The 13769-nt window shown below is 37.1% G+C and carries 14 protein-coding genes, 1 tRNA gene and 1 pseudogene; 14 read left to right on the top strand and 2 right to left on the bottom strand.

Annotation, left to right across the window (positions count from 1 at the left end; all coding sequences use genetic code 11):
• The first annotated feature begins 7 nt into the window (after positions 1-7).
• The 6 genes from DTS01S_RS30410 to DTS01S_RS30395 all read left to right on the top strand — a co-directional run bounded on the left by DTS01S_RS30410 (position 8) and on the right by DTS01S_RS30395 (position 3806).
• Complete coding sequence (locus tag DTS01S_RS30410; protein ID WP_139223812.1) at positions 8-379, top strand: hypothetical protein; 372 nt, start codon at positions 8-10, stop codon at positions 377-379.
• Positions 380-849: 470 nt separating this feature from the next.
• On the top strand, positions 850-1647 hold the full coding sequence (locus DTS01S_RS29590) for an N-6 DNA methylase (protein WP_082774903.1): 798 nt from the start codon (positions 850-852) through the stop codon (positions 1645-1647).
• Positions 1648-1726: 79 nt separating this feature from the next.
• Positions 1727-2206: a hypothetical protein gene (locus tag DTS01S_RS30405; RefSeq protein ID WP_139223813.1), complete on the top strand. Its 480-nt coding sequence runs from the start codon at positions 1727-1729 to the stop codon at positions 2204-2206.
• Between the two features lie 12 nt (positions 2207-2218).
• A complete protein-coding gene (locus tag DTS01S_RS29585; RefSeq protein ID WP_139223814.1) occupies positions 2219-2881 on the top strand; it encodes a hypothetical protein in 663 nt (220 codons plus the stop codon).
• An 81-nt stretch (positions 2882-2962) separates the two neighbouring features.
• Positions 2963-3436, top strand: coding sequence for a hypothetical protein (locus DTS01S_RS30400; RefSeq protein WP_139223815.1), 474 nt, complete (start codon positions 2963-2965; stop codon positions 3434-3436).
• Between the two features lie 121 nt (positions 3437-3557).
• Positions 3558-3806, top strand: coding sequence for a hypothetical protein (locus DTS01S_RS30395; RefSeq protein WP_139223816.1), 249 nt, complete (start codon positions 3558-3560; stop codon positions 3804-3806).
• 679 nt (positions 3807-4485) lie between these two features.
• On the opposite strand, the gene DTS01S_RS30390 is transcribed toward DTS01S_RS30395, so the two are convergent.
• Entirely contained in the window at positions 4486-4812 is a 327-nt protein-coding gene (locus tag DTS01S_RS30390) for a hypothetical protein (protein ID WP_139223817.1), read from the bottom strand.
• 496 nt (positions 4813-5308) lie between these two features.
• Here DTS01S_RS30390 and DTS01S_RS30385 point away from each other — a divergent pair, with 496 nt between their 5' ends.
• The 4 genes from DTS01S_RS30385 to mobF are packed head-to-tail and all read left to right on the top strand — an operon-like array spanning position 5309 to position 9195.
• Positions 5309-5560 (top strand): hypothetical protein, encoded by a 252-nt coding sequence (locus DTS01S_RS30385; protein WP_139223818.1) that lies wholly within the window; start codon positions 5309-5311, stop codon positions 5558-5560.
• A 12-nt stretch (positions 5561-5572) separates the two neighbouring features.
• A complete protein-coding gene (locus DTS01S_RS30380) occupies positions 5573-5725 on the top strand; it encodes a hypothetical protein (RefSeq protein ID WP_156493769.1) in 153 nt (50 codons plus the stop codon).
• A complete protein-coding gene (locus DTS01S_RS29580) occupies positions 5722-7797 on the top strand; it encodes a type IV secretory system conjugative DNA transfer family protein (protein WP_082774909.1) in 2076 nt (691 codons plus the stop codon). Before DTS01S_RS30380 ends, DTS01S_RS29580 begins: the two co-directional genes overlap by 4 nt.
• A gap of 18 nt (positions 7798-7815) precedes the next feature.
• Entirely contained in the window at positions 7816-9195 is a 1380-nt protein-coding gene (gene mobF, locus DTS01S_RS29575; protein WP_082774908.1) for a MobF family relaxase, read from the top strand.
• A 162-nt stretch (positions 9196-9357) separates the two neighbouring features.
• Here the strand turns inward: mobF and DTS01S_RS29570 are convergent, their stop codons facing one another.
• The gene (locus DTS01S_RS29570; protein ID WP_082774902.1) at positions 9358-10557 is read right to left on the bottom strand and encodes a tyrosine-type recombinase/integrase; all 1200 of its coding nucleotides are present in this window, start codon (positions 10555-10557) and stop codon (positions 9358-9360) included.
• A gap of 88 nt (positions 10558-10645) precedes the next feature.
• Between DTS01S_RS29570 and DTS01S_RS30375 the strand changes: the two genes are divergently transcribed.
• The 4 genes and pseudogenes from DTS01S_RS30375 to DTS01S_RS11580 form a co-directional block, all read left to right on the top strand.
• Positions 10646-10712, top strand: a tRNA-Arg gene (locus tag DTS01S_RS30375).
• A gap of 159 nt (positions 10713-10871) precedes the next feature.
• A complete protein-coding gene (locus tag DTS01S_RS11590) occupies positions 10872-11480 on the top strand; it encodes a tyrosine-type recombinase/integrase (RefSeq protein WP_254787931.1) in 609 nt (202 codons plus the stop codon).
• A 179-nt stretch (positions 11481-11659) separates the two neighbouring features.
• Positions 11660-12228 (top strand): annotated as a pseudogene (locus DTS01S_RS29565) (transposase); the annotation flags it as partial.
• Positions 12229-12650: 422 nt separating this feature from the next.
• On the top strand, positions 12651-13769 hold a 1119-nt coding region (locus tag DTS01S_RS11580; RefSeq protein ID WP_255247317.1), incomplete at its 3' end, for a sensor domain-containing diguanylate cyclase.

Below are 13769 nucleotides of genomic sequence, written 5' to 3'. Positions count from 1 at the left end.
AGACTATATGACTGTTATAAAAATAGAAGATGTAATAACTTTTGGAAAAAATCCATTAACAAAAAAAGAGCAATTAAATTTCAAGAAAAATGGTGTGTCATTTATAAATAAAATAAAAGGATTGAAGGAGAATGGTTATCTTGATACTGAACCCATAAAAGATTTAACTTTTACTATTGATTCAACTAAAAAAGGTATATTGCTTGAAATTTCCTACAAAGAAGAAAAAGAAATAACTTTGAAAGATGGAACAAAAAAGAATATAAGAATAACTGAATATGTTTTTGTGGATTATGAAGATAAAACTTTAAATGTACTTCACTTTTCAAATATAAAACCAACTGCTGCAGATAAACAAGAAATGAGTTTTTATCAATAAGAGTAAATAAAAAACAAGCACCCGGAGGTGCTTTTTTTTCGTCCATAGATTTCAAGCAACCCAGCAGATCGAGCCATAACGCATTTTTTTAGGGTGGCTAAGGGGTAGGCATGGGTAAGAGTAAAAAAACGCTTGTAGACCCTTTAAACGCTTCGCTATGAACTGCTACGCAGAACAGCCTGTCCACTTCGCACCTCCGGGTGCTCGTTCTTGGTTCTGGAAGATTCCAGAAAAATGCAAATACCACGTTTCCAACGTATATGCAATCGTGTTTTTACTTAGAAAAAAAAGTTCAGGTAATTCAAGGTAACTCAAAGAAATTTGAAGAAATTCAAATCAATTTAAAGAAATAACTTCTTTAAAAATAAATATTTATTTGTTTGTTTTAAATAACAATGTAAATTTATCAATAAATAAAAATAAATTTCTTTCCGTACAATTCATTTCATCGCAACAATGAAAGGAATTTTATGAAGAAAGAATTGACCAATAAGCAGACATTTTTTAAACATCTATCAAATATTATTAATAAATTTCACAATGAGGGTGTTAAGGAAACAAGAACTATTTCTTTGATTTATCAAGTTGCATTTAAGATGCTGGAAGCAACAAATTGCATTGTTCAGCCAATGAACTATTCTTATGGGCCTATTCATGTAAAAAAAGAAATTCTAAAAAAATTTCATAATGAAATTAATGATTTAGGGCATCTTTTGATTAAAGTAATCAAAGAAGATGATGCATTCAATGATTTGATGAGTAATTTTATTGAGGAAAATGAAAGTTCTAATAAGCGTTTAAGTCAATATTTTACGCCAAATGATGTATCAAAATTGCTTGCAACTTTGATTTATTCATCTTCATCAATTGAAGAGTTTGAAGAGAAAAAACGTAAAGTTATTTCTGACCCTGGAGGGTGTGGAGCAGGTTCTTTAATTCTTGCTTCACTTCAAAAATTAAAGAATATTGAAGGATTTACAGACGCGCACTATCAATCAATAGATGTCTATATGGTTGATATTGATGAAGATTTGGCAAAAATTGCATTTTTTCAAGTTCTTTTAAATAGTTTTCTTCACGTTAAACCACTTGGAAAAATTATTGTAGAAGCAAAAAATATTATTACTGAATTTTCCATTGCAAAAAATCAAATGGTTTTTATTGCAAACATAGATATTGAATCAAAATCAATAAATAATCCAAATTTTAGAATCAATGCAAATAAAGTAATTTCAATGTTGGATGATGTATTTAAAAAAGCGGCTTAATAAATAAATTATTGATAACGCTTGATTATTTTGCAATATAGTTTATTCTAATAGAACAAACAACAACAAAGGAGACTTTATGATAAAAGAAAAACTAAAAATCAAACTTGATGATTTATTAAGTAGGCAAAAAGAAAAGAAGGCATTTAAAAGAAGATTTAAAGACAGAATGATCAATTCAGTAAAAAATGCTTTTCTTATTCCAATAATATTAGCGCCTTTAAAAATCCTAGGTTCTTTGATTAAAAGTGCATTTCCAGAACAAAAAATAGAATCTTACAAAGATTCTATGAAAAGAAATGGTTTATCAAATGAAGATATGAAGCAAAGACAGAAAACACATATCTTTTTAAGAAATTTCTTTTTAATTGTCACTCTACTAGATTTAGTGTTTGCATTATTTTTCAATGATAAAATTAGTTATGTAATTTATTCTATATCAATATTTACATTACTTATGATTGCAATGCATCATGATTTAAGAGTGTGGCAAATTGAAAACAAAAGACTTTGTTTTTTAAGTGAGTATTTAGTAAGAAGATTCATAACAAGAAAATAAAAAGGAGACATTATGAAAACAAAAACAATATTTTTATTACCTGCAATTTTTATAATAATTAATGCAAGTTATGCGCAAGAGTCTTGTGATAGCACTTGCAATGCTGCAATAAGTTTGAAGGATACTAATAAAACCTTGAAAAAATCAAATGGAAAAATTAATCATAAATTTGATGACTATGTAATTACATATGAGTATCAAACATTAAATTGTCCTGCTGGTTATCAAGGTCGAGGTGGTGCAGCAGGTTCAATTAATGAAAGAAGAACAATTGTTAAATTTAACAATGGAAATACGGAGGTAGGTGAATGGATTGCTTTAAATGATAATTGTGAAGTTATTCCAACTCCACCACCTCCACCACCTCCACCACCTCCACCCCCTCCGGCTCCATCTGGCCCTATTTGTAATGAATACAAGAGCAATTTAACAACTTGGATGGGGGCTTCACCGTCCACAAATAGCACAGTTGCCAATGTAGCGAATATGGTCGGCTCTCAATGTGCATCAGTTCCACCTTATATAGCACGAGGCATCCTTAGTGAGAACCCATCTCTTGCTAATTGGTGTATGGGATTCGTCACAAGAGAAGCATTACCAAGTTGGGTAACACAAAAAACTTATGCTAATGGAGATTGTTATTCTATGGGCTATCAATTCATTATTTATAAATAAATTGAAAATAAGCACCTTCGGGTGCTTTTTTTATTTTTATTTTTATGTAAATTAAGTAAGTAACAACTAAAAGGAAGAAAAATGAAAAAACTTTTAATATTTTCAATTGCGCTTATATCAACATCTGTTTTTGCAAACAATGCTGATATTAAATTAAATGCAAATATAGAAAACGGATGTTTACTATCTGTTAGTAACGATAAGGTTAACTTTAATAGTGCAGACTATCCAGTTAAAAAAGACACTCTTGGCGGAAAGTTTAAAACTGTTGATTTAAACATAATTTGCAGTAAAAGCACTAGATTTAAAGTGGACATTAAAGATATTGACTTAACAAGTACGAATCAATATTTTAATTTAAAAAATAATGATAATTCATCAAAAATACAATACACTGTTAGCAGCACAGGAAGCCTAATTTATGGAAAATACATTATTGAAACATCGTCGGGAAGGTTAAGAACTTTTCCTCTTGATATTTCAATAACACCAAGCCAATACAATCCAACATTTGGAAATTACTATGGTGGATTTGAATTAATTCTTACTTATTAAAATTAAAGCACCTTCGGGTGCTTTTTTATTTTAAAAATAATTAAAATAAATCATTGAAAACGCTTGATTATTTTATATTTTAGTTTAGTATAATAGAACAAACAACAAAAAAGGAAAATATATGAAAAAAATTACAATGAAAGAAATGATTGATGCAGTTAAAGACAATATTAAAATAAATAGTTATTTTGATATTGAATTATTTTGCAGTGTTTATGAAAAATCCAAAGGTGATGGATATGAAATTATGGAAAAAGAAATAATTTCATATATGAACTCAATGGAATATTTTGAAGAATTCACAAGCAAATTTCCAAATGAAAAACTAATTAAAGAACTTTGTGAATATGTTTACAAGACAAATAATTAAATATAAGCACCTTCGGGTGCTTTTTATTTTAAAAATAATTAAAATAAATCATTGAAAATGCTTGATTATTTTCTATTTTAGTTTAGTATAATAGAACAAACAACAAAAAAGGAAAATATATAAATAATAATAAAAGAATCAAAATTACAAGAGAGCAGTATCACGAACTTAAAGGTAAAAAATTTCTTTTAAGAAATGTTGATTATTTTTGTGTTCCTCAATATAAAGGATATGGTTTTGCAGGGTATAACTATTATTCTTACATACCTCTTGAACAAATTTCTTTGATTGAAAGAGAAGTGGAGGTTTTTAAAACTCTTTCAGAAATTAAAAAAGATAAAGTTGAGCAGCCAAAGAAGAAAATCTAATGTCCAAAACAAAACAAGCACCCGGAGGTGCTTTTTTTTCGTCCATAGATTTCAAGCAACCCACCAGATCGAGCCATAACGCATTTTTTTAGGGTGGCTAAGGGGTAGGCATGGGTAAGAGTAAAAAAAACGCTCCTAGCCCCTGTTTTTGCCATTCTGGCAAGGTTTCCCGTTCGTTCCTCAACGAACTAAGAGCGAGCACCCAAAGGGGCGAAGTGGACAGGCTGTTCTGCGTAGCAGTTCATAGCGAAGCGTTCCACAACACACCAAAAGAAAAAGCCCCATTCTTGGGGCTTCTTACGTTCATCAAATCAAACATCTTTCCACTGTGAATTTGTTTGATTTTCCTCTTCATCATCACGTTTAAGACTCTCTGCATATCTTTCTATTTGTTCTTTTAAAACATCAGTGATGTAACCTAATTCTTCCCATCTGCGCCACATTCTGCCTACGCCATCTCTATCTATTGTTCTATCAGTAATGTATTCATTGAGAAGTGTAGCAATCAATCTGTGCTTCACTCCTAACGAACGTAACGCGCCAATTTCAACGGCATGTTCAAAGTATTGATATTTGTATATCTCTACTTTTCCTCTTGTTAAATACACGTTTCTTACTTGCTCTTTGTTTATCTTCATACGCGCTCCTTTTTGTTGTTATGTATCTATTTATGTTCGCACAAATATACATAAAGTCAACCAACAAAAATAAGCGCGTATGTGCATTACACAAAACAAAGAGCAAACAAGAAACAAAACAACTAATTTAACAACCTAAATAACAACTTTCGTACATTGTGCAAGACATAGAACTTGCAGCGAGAGTTTAAGAGAGTCAAGTCTTACTCTGTATAAGAAACTAAACCCCCGAATACCTATCGAAAAAGCTTACCTTTTCCTCTTACACACTTGCAATTTACTAACGTAAATCGCGATGGTTTTTGTCTTTAACTCTTGCTAATGCTGGGTTTTTTCGTGGTTCACGAAAATTCATAAAAATTCATAAGTGAATTTTTTGTTTATCAAAGTATTGAAAACATTAAGTAATTTAGTTTTGAACCACGCTTCGCAAGTTGACTATAGTTTTTTTTAATATAAAACTAATTATATAGTTAGTAATATAAGGAGAAAAACTATGAAGCAAAAAGCGGTTACTGTTAGATTTAATGAGTATGTTTATGGAAAAATTGAAAGCCATAAAATAAACAAAAAACTTGGCTCTTTCAATGAGGCTCTAAATGATTTATTTCTTGAATTAATTAAACAAGTTAATGAGCAAGAAAAGATAAAAGAGCAATCTGAAAAAAACTCAGAGAACATAGAAATAATTTCCACGAACATAAAAAACATTGCTTCATTCTTGAAAGTAATGAATGAAAAAAAGTAAGGAGGAGGCAATATGAATATTAATAATGAAATTAAAGAAGAAGATGTTCTTCAAAATTTAAAAGAGCAAGGAATTATTTTTAATGAATACGATTCAGACGATGAAGAAGAATTTCACCAACCTTTTGAGCATTACGATGAAAAGAATAATAAGGACAATATATGAAAACAAGAATAATTCAAAGCCCATTCCACGATGATAAATTAACTCCAGAAGTTCCAAGAATTTATATTAGAAGTATTTTTACAAATACACTTCTATTTTTCATTCTTTTCTCACTTCCTGTTATTTCATTTCTTTTCAACAATCATTTTGAAGCGATTCCAAAAATAATTTGGAATCTTTTCACAAAAGATAGAGAAGGGATGATTTATTTAACTCAATTAATTTATGGAACTAAGAAAATAGAAACGTTGATGATAAGTTTTTACTTATCAATATTTATCCCATTGGCTCTATCTTTAACGGTTGTTAAATTAATAACAAAACCAGTAACAAGAAGAGTTTATAAATCTGGAAGAACTGTAAACAATGAAGAGAATGTAATTCAAAGATATGAATCACATTTCAATAAAACATCGGGATTTCCAAAGAATGAAGGAATAACAATTGTTAAACCAAATGATTTATCAGTTATAACGGAAAAACCATTAAATGTAAGTCAATATTATTCTGTTGCTTGTCAAGAAAAAGGATTGATTATTGCAGGTGACGCGGGTTCAGGTAAATCAGTAATCATAAATCATTTTTACAAAGATATAGCGTTAACAAAAAATAGTATTTCCATTGTTCATAATACTAAAGGCGATGAATTAGATTTTGTTTCTTCTTTTTCTCAAGTCTATAACATTGCCGTCACATCTTTAAAAGATGAAACTATTCACGCAATTAATTTTGTTGCATTAATAAAAGATGAAGATAAAAATCTTGAAATACAAAACATCTATACATTTGTAAGAGCATTTTTGCCAAAGCAAAAGAATGATGATTATTTTATTTTAGGTGCAATTGAAGTTATTAGAGCATTAATTCAAGAAGTTCTTTCATTCAATCCAGAGGCAAACATATTTCTTATTTCTATTGTTTATTTATTCAGCAAAGAACCGGAGCAGCAAATAAGAGATTTAAATACTTATTTAATGACTCACAATCCTGCAGCGGCTGCATATATCAATCCAGACAATCCAAAAGCAACAATGTCTGTTATTGCTTCTTGCATTAACGTCATTAAAAAATTTCAAATATTGGCAGATTTTTGGAAAGATGCAAGACACATAGATATTAAAGAAGATTTTCTACTAAAAGAAAAAGCAAGAAAATTTTTAGTTCTCACAAACAATCCCAATCAGGCAGATGTTTGTAATTCTTATATTTCTGCAATCATTAATCTTTCTTCAAGATTCCTTGTTTCTCCAAATTATACAAATCCTTTTAAAAGAAAAGTATATTTTGTAATTGATGAATTTCCTCAACTTACATCAGTTGATATTGAAACCTTTTTAAAACTTCCAGACGTTGGACGTTCAAAAGGAATACGCTGCATTGTTGCTTTGCAACGATTTGCACAAATAAAAGAAAACTTCAATGCAGACCCACTAAATTTTTATTCTGCTTTTCACAATAAAGTTTTGGGAAGAATGACAGAAGCCGATTTTTCATTGATTAAAGAAACAATTGGAAAAACAACTGTTGAAGATACTTTAATCAAAAAAACAATGCAGGAAAATGGAAAATTTTCATCTGTTTTTGAAAAAAAGGTTCACGATATAGAGGTAATGAAACCTAATGAACTATCTTTAAATTGCGGTGCAAAATTAAGAAATGAAAAGTTCTTGGGGGTTCAAATGTATTACTTCATTCAAGGATATGAAGAAGTATTTACTTTTATAAGAACTCCTGTTGATGTTTCTGAACTTCAAAAGAAGCACAAAAATAAATTGGCTAGATTAAAAAAGAGAACTAGGGCACAGAACGCACTAGAAGCCACAGAAACACAAGAAATTGTTCAAGATGTGCCAACACCTAGCCAGGCCCAAGAAATCGCGCCTAGCCCCGATTTGGTGGCTCCTGAACTGGTTGAGTTGGTATCCCAAGTGGACAGCCCGGAGGCTGAACAACTTCAAGAGGAAATCAATCAAGCAGACGGCCTAGAGATTGAGGAACTTCAAGAAACATCAATAGTAAATCCATCAGATGATCTTGAAGCAATGCTTAATATAATGGATACAAAAGAATAAAAATAAGGAGAATTAAAAATGATAGGATTTGCAAATAATAAAAAATCTGACTATTTGGATAAGCATACAAAAGATGAATACAATTCAGAAGGGGATAATAAAAGAGGCTTTTTTGCTGGAAAAATGTCAATTAGGGACGGTTCTTATGGAACCAATACGACTACAGAATCATTGCATAAAATGATGGGTGATGATGAAAAAAATCAAGGAATAGAATTAACTCCAGCACCTCCTAAAGATTGGACGATATTAGAAAATAGAGCAACAGATGAAGAAAGAAAATTTTTTGATAAGATTTGGAGGGATGCAATATTTAATACTGTTGACGCTATAGAAAACAATACTTATTACAGAAAAACGGTAAATGGAAAAACTACATATGTTAGAGCGGAAGGAATAAAGGTTGCAATTTATGATCACCACACAGCAAGGTCTGTTGGTGATGTTCCAGATTGCCATAAACACAGCCATATTGTTATTAGTCCTTTATGTATGGGCAAAGATGGAAAACTTTACAAACATACATTAAAAGAATTACCAACAGAAAAAGGTGGGGATGCAACTAAACTTCAAGAAACATTGCACTACTTTGACCAAGTATTTCAAAGCGAATTAGCAAAAGGATTGCAGAATAAATTTAATCTTCAAATAGAAAATGATGGAAAAGATAACTTTAAAGTTAATGGATTAACAGATGAAATAAGAAAAGCATTCTCACAAAGAAGTGAAGACATAAATGCAGCGGCAGGTGAAAATGCTTCTTCTTATGCAAAACAAAAAATTGCAATCACAAGAAGAAATAAAAAACATAGTTATGATTTAAATGAATTGCGTGGAATCTGGCAAGAAAAAATGTCTAGTCTTGGGTTAGAGAAAATTTCAGATTTACCCAAAGGTCAGATTGAGCAATCAAGAGATTTCAAGGAAGTATTTAAAGATGTTAGGTTTATCAGTGAAAAACTTCTTAAAATTTATGCATTAAGTGAAAGTAAATACTCAACTAAATCAAGTGAACAAATTCTTAAAGAGTTCAAAGAATCGGGGCATTTGAAAGAATTTAGAAAAGGCAATTATATTAATTTAAGTCACAAGGGTGGAAAAGAATTTGAAAGGAATTTTGCAAAAGGTTCATTAAATAAAATGGCCGGTGGAGTTGGCAAGAGTTATAGGCAGAAATCAAATAAAACATCAGAAGTAAAATTAAAAAATTCAGAAGAAATGCTTCAAGAATTGGAGAGAGAACATCAAAATAAAATTGTTGAATTAACTTCTTCTAAAAGAAATTCATTAGATAAATTATCACAAGAAACTGCGAGTTATGAAGAAAAGAAGAATAATTTAATTCAGCAAATTGCAGCAGAAAAAGAAAAAGAAATTGATATGGATTTTGATTTTTAATAAAAAAAAAGGAGCCGTTAGGCTCCTTAATACTTCTACTTCACTTTTCTTTCAAGCCCCACAAGTGAGGCAATCTCCTTAATACGTCAAAGCACATAAAACAAACAATTAGAAAGGAAAACTTATGACGTTCTTTATTAATAATATATAAAATTACTTTTGTCAAGTTTTATTCAAACCTACGGAGATTTTATGACCAATTGAAGAACTTCTAAACTTTGCATATCTGCGCAATGTATTAGCGTCTAGATGGCCTGTAATGCTCATAATTTCTAAGTCTGTCAGCCAAGTGTTCGTATAGAACCAACTAACCGCTGTATGCCTAAAATCGTGCAATGTAAGACCTTCAATTTTTTTCTTTGCACACAATGATTTGAATCTTGTATAAAAGTAATGAGCATTTTTCCAAAAAGGAAACATCAAATCATCATCACTTGTTTTGAACTTTATCAATTCCTCTGTAATCAATTTATAAAGTTCTGGCCTCAACGCTGCTTTTCTATCATTCACACCGTCGTGATGGCCTGTTTTTTGGTTTTCTTTTGGTATATGAATGTATGAAGCAAGAGGATTCTTTTCAACACCTTTTGCACCATCATAAAAATCTTTCCATTTTATAAGCATTGTTTCACCAATTCGGAAAGCGGAAAGATACAAGAATTTGAGCATAATTCTTGTTTGCTCTTGATTCCTATAAAGTCCATTTGTTGCATCTAACAATGCATCAAATTCAAAAGGTTCAACCTCTCTTGTTCTTGGTTTTTCCCAAGCGGAAGGGGTCTTTACTTCTTTAAAAGGTGTTTCATTAAAAGCATATTTATATTTTTTAGCGTGCCACTTCAAAGCCTTTTTAATACTAAAAAATATTGATCTAATATGTCTTGAAGAATACTTTTTATTGTAATACTCTATTCCATCAATATTGATTCTATTTGAATTGAAATTCTTATGTTTCTTTTTATAGTGCAAAGGAACAGGAACATAAGAATCTTTTTTCGCTAAAAGATATTTTTCAAAATTATCTTCTGTAAATTTTTCAAGAGGAACATCTTTTAGTTCATCAGCAAGACGCTCAACTCTGTTATGTTCTTCACGCCCTAACTCATTCTTGCTGATGTAGTCCAAGAAGATTTGCCCAAGTGTCAAACGACCAACAGAAGCAGGATTCACAGGCTCTCTGTTCTTGAGACTGGTATTGATAGCAACAATGAATGCTTGGGCTTCATCAAGAGTCTTGAATGTCTTGGAAGTCTGGAAGCCATCACGCAAAAATCGGGCTTGATAGGTAGTCCCTTTTTTACCCTCTCTAGGAACAATCGTAGCCCCCACCACGTTTGTCTTAATTACAGAAAGTTCTTTCATTTCAGTTCCTTATGCTTTTTCTTCATCTACTTTCCCAAAATATTTCCCAAAAATATTTTAGAGTAGAAAAATCAAGCAAATTCAATAAGTTGCTGAAATGTAGCAATTTCCTTCTAAGCAATAGGTCGGGGGTTCGAGTCCCTCCGGGCAGGCCATCCTGGCATCCCAAGAAGTTCAAAGAAGTCCAAGAATAGGCGCTGGCCTTGGGCTTCAAGGACATCCAGCGTTCAAAGCCGTCCAACGGCATCCGGGGACATCCAGGATGTTTGTTGGTATCCCGTGTACTTGACACGCAAGATGCCAACACGACCTGAATGCCCCTGACAGACACCTTCATCAAAGCCCTCAGACACGACCCCAGCAAGAGCGCTGGATCGAAGCACTCCGATGGGCATGGCTTGTACCTGCACGTGAAGGAGTCTGGCAAGTACTGGCGCATGGCGTACCGCTTTGCAGGCAAGCAGAAGACGCTTGCACTAGGGGTGTATCCCACTGTAGGACTCGCCCAGGCCCGCCGTCGCCGCGATGAAGCCAGAGAACAGCTCGCATCCAGCATCGACCCCAGCCTTGCAAAGCAAGTCCAGAAGCTCGCCCTCGCCCATGCCCAGGAGAGCACTTTTGAGGCTGTCGCGCTTGAATTTCATGGCGTCAAGTCCGGTGCATGGAGCGACACCTACGCAGAGAAATGGCTGCGCAACATGTCCAAGGATCTGTTCCCGCATGTGGGCCGCATGTTGCTTCCTGAGATCACCCCTCCCCTGCTGCTGGGCGTGCTCCGCAAGGTCGAAAAACGAGGGGCACGCGAAACTGCCCACACGCTTCGCCAGACAGCAGGGCAGGTGTTTCGCTACGGCATCCAGACGGGACGATGTGAGCGCGCCCGGTCTCTGACCTGCAAGGTGCTCTTGAGCCAATCGTGGTGAAGCACATGGCAGCAGTCCTCGAGCCAAGCAAAGCTGGAGAGCTTCTACGTTCAATAGACGAATACAGGGGTCAGCCCACAACCAAGGCAGCTCTGCAGCTGTCAGCCCCTGAGTTAACCCCTTAATTCCCCGGCCCCGCCCTATCGCTTGTCTTCTGAGATAGGAACAGGACTGTGCATATGACTAAGCATACGGAGTCAATAGAGGTAGTCGTGAAGGATCAGCGCCTCAGGCGCTGGCCCTTCACAGAGAAGGCGGCGCTGGTGCGCCGAACCTACGAACCGGGCATGAGCGTGTCATTGGTCGCTCGGCGGGAAGGCGTTTCGCTGGACTGCTGTGCCAGTGGTGCAAGCTCGAACGCCAGGGTGCTTTGACCGCCGTCTCCGCTGGCGAGGCAGTCGTGCCGGCATCCGAGCTGGCGGCTGCACGCGCAGAAATCGCCAAGCTGCAGCGCGTGCTCGACAAGAAGACCTTGGAGAACGAAATCCTCAAGGAAGCCGTGGAGTACGTCGCAGAAAAAAGTGGATTGCGCGCTCGCCCTTGTTGCCCGGGACGACCAGTGAAAACTGGTCTGCGGATGATGGGGCTGGCGCGCTCGCATGTGCCCGACCTGATTGGGCGCGGTGAAGACTGGGCCGATGGCCGCAGCCATCGCACACCCAGCGACGATGCAGGGCTGCTCGCCGAACTGCGCCAGGAAATTGCCGACTTGCCCAGCCATGGCTACCGACGTGCCTGTGGCTTGGTGACGGTAGTGGCACAACTGCCAGCTGCCTTCGAGCACTTCAACGAGGTGCATCCGCATTCTTCGCTGAAAATGCGGTCGCCTCGGGGGTTCAGGCGGCAACAGGCTGCAGCGGCTGACCAGATGCTTTATTGCGAATAGGGTGGGGGCGGGAATTTGGGGGCAACATCAGATGAAGACAGGGATCGAGCCATGCAGAAGCTGCAGCGCGCCGCCACCTTCATCACATCGATGGACTGGTCCCACGAGCGCATGCACGCCTTGTTCGCCAAGAGCAGCCGAAGCACCTTGGGCCATCTGCTAGCCCCCATGTCGGCTGCATTGCCAAAGCATGCACCTGGCACCCAACATTTTCCTGGTGATGCGACAGTGGCCGCAGCCCGGCAACACCCTTTTAGACAAAGCACTTCCCACCTGACATCCCCATGGTTGCAACCATTCTCGTCGGCATGCTCTGCGCACACCTGCTGTGCTTTTCGGTCATGTTCTTGCTCATCAGCCGACGCCTGCAAGGCAACAGGATGGGAATGGATGTCTTTGCCCTGGGCGACCTCCTGCTGGGGTCGGCCTATGTGCTGCAGTTGGTTGAAGGAGAGCCCGCCTGGAGCGTGATGAGCGTGGTCAACCACACCCTCACGTTGGCAGCGCCCATCGCCTACTGGCTCGGTGCCATGCGTTTTTTTGGGCAGCCCGTTCCAGTGTGGCGCCCGTTGATCGCGTTTTCAGTGGCCTACGGCATGGCGCAATGGCTGGTGCATTGGAGCGCCGGGCCTGTGGCACGCTACGCGATGCTCGCAGCAATGTCGGCAGTGCTCTTCTTCGCCATGACACTGAACGTCATCTATGGCTTACGCACTTTTGCCAAGGATTTCTACGGGGAAATGATTTTCTTTGCTTTTGTGATTGGCGGCATCTGTGTGCTCAATGCATTGAAATTCTTGAAAATCATGGACAGCGGCCTGGAAGCACTGCACATGGAAAGCCGCTTTCAGATGGTTTTCTACATTTACATGTCCACCCTGGCGACCGTGCTGCCTCCCTCCATTGTCTGGCTGGTGTTGCGGCGCCTGACGGATGACCTGCGCACAATGGCGGCACGCGATCCCATGACCCATCTGCTCAATCGCAGAGGGATTTCAGAAGCGATGCAGTTGTACTTCAACAGCCGAAACGCTGCGCCGACATGCCTGCTACTGATGGATGTCGACCATTTCAAGCGCATCAATGACACCCATGGACACCAGGCAGGGGATGAAGTTCTGCGGCACGTGGCCGCATTGCTTCGCGCCACCGTACGCCACGGCGACCTGACAGGCCGCATTGGAGGCGAAGAATTCGTAGTCATTTGCCTGGAAACGGACACCAGGGGCGCCACACAGTTGGCAGAACGGCTGCGCACCGGCATTGCAAGCCAGGCGGTCTCGGTTGCTGGCTCCAGTCATCCGCTGCGCTGCACGGTCACCATCGGGATCTCGCCTCCTTTCCATGGCACGCATGATATGGAAGAGGCCCTTCGACAGGCCGATACCGCCCTCTACAGGGGG

Source organism: Delftia tsuruhatensis NBRC 16741 (assembly GCF_001571325.1).
Taxonomy (GTDB): Bacteria; Pseudomonadota; Gammaproteobacteria; order Burkholderiales; family Burkholderiaceae_C; genus Comamonas; species Comamonas tsuruhatensis.
The sequence above is the reverse complement of the archived record's forward strand: the minus strand, read 5'-3'. Positions and strand labels throughout refer to the sequence as shown.

What these genes read in the sequence shown, in the direction of transcription:
- mobF (WP_082774908.1), top strand. Translation starts at nt 7,816, where the DNA reads ATGATAGGATTTGCAAATAATAAAAAATCTGACTATTTGGATAAGCAT.
- DTS01S_RS30395 (WP_139223816.1), top strand. Translation starts at nt 3,558, where the DNA reads ATGAAAAAAATTACAATGAAAGAAATGATTGATGCAGTTAAAGACAAT.
- DTS01S_RS30400 (WP_139223815.1), top strand. Translation starts at nt 2,963, where the DNA reads ATGAAAAAACTTTTAATATTTTCAATTGCGCTTATATCAACATCTGTT.
- DTS01S_RS30385 (WP_139223818.1), top strand. Translation starts at nt 5,309, where the DNA reads ATGAAGCAAAAAGCGGTTACTGTTAGATTTAATGAGTATGTTTATGGA.
- DTS01S_RS11590 (WP_254787931.1), top strand. Translation starts at nt 10,872, where the DNA reads ATGCCCCTGACAGACACCTTCATCAAAGCCCTCAGACACGACCCCAGC.
- DTS01S_RS30380 (WP_156493769.1), top strand. Translation starts at nt 5,573, where the DNA reads ATGAATATTAATAATGAAATTAAAGAAGAAGATGTTCTTCAAAATTTA.
- DTS01S_RS30410 (WP_139223812.1), top strand. Translation starts at nt 8, where the DNA reads ATGACTGTTATAAAAATAGAAGATGTAATAACTTTTGGAAAAAATCCA.
- DTS01S_RS29590 (WP_082774903.1), top strand. Translation starts at nt 850, where the DNA reads ATGAAGAAAGAATTGACCAATAAGCAGACATTTTTTAAACATCTATCA.
- DTS01S_RS30405 (WP_139223813.1), top strand. Translation starts at nt 1,727, where the DNA reads ATGATAAAAGAAAAACTAAAAATCAAACTTGATGATTTATTAAGTAGG.
- DTS01S_RS30390 (WP_139223817.1), bottom strand. Translation starts at nt 4,812, where the DNA reads ATGAAGATAAACAAAGAGCAAGTAAGAAACGTGTATTTAACAAGAGGA.
- DTS01S_RS29570 (WP_082774902.1), bottom strand. Translation starts at nt 10,557, where the DNA reads ATGAAAGAACTTTCTGTAATTAAGACAAACGTGGTGGGGGCTACGATT.
- DTS01S_RS29580 (WP_082774909.1), top strand. Translation starts at nt 5,722, where the DNA reads ATGAAAACAAGAATAATTCAAAGCCCATTCCACGATGATAAATTAACT.
- DTS01S_RS29585 (WP_139223814.1), top strand. Translation starts at nt 2,219, where the DNA reads ATGAAAACAAAAACAATATTTTTATTACCTGCAATTTTTATAATAATT.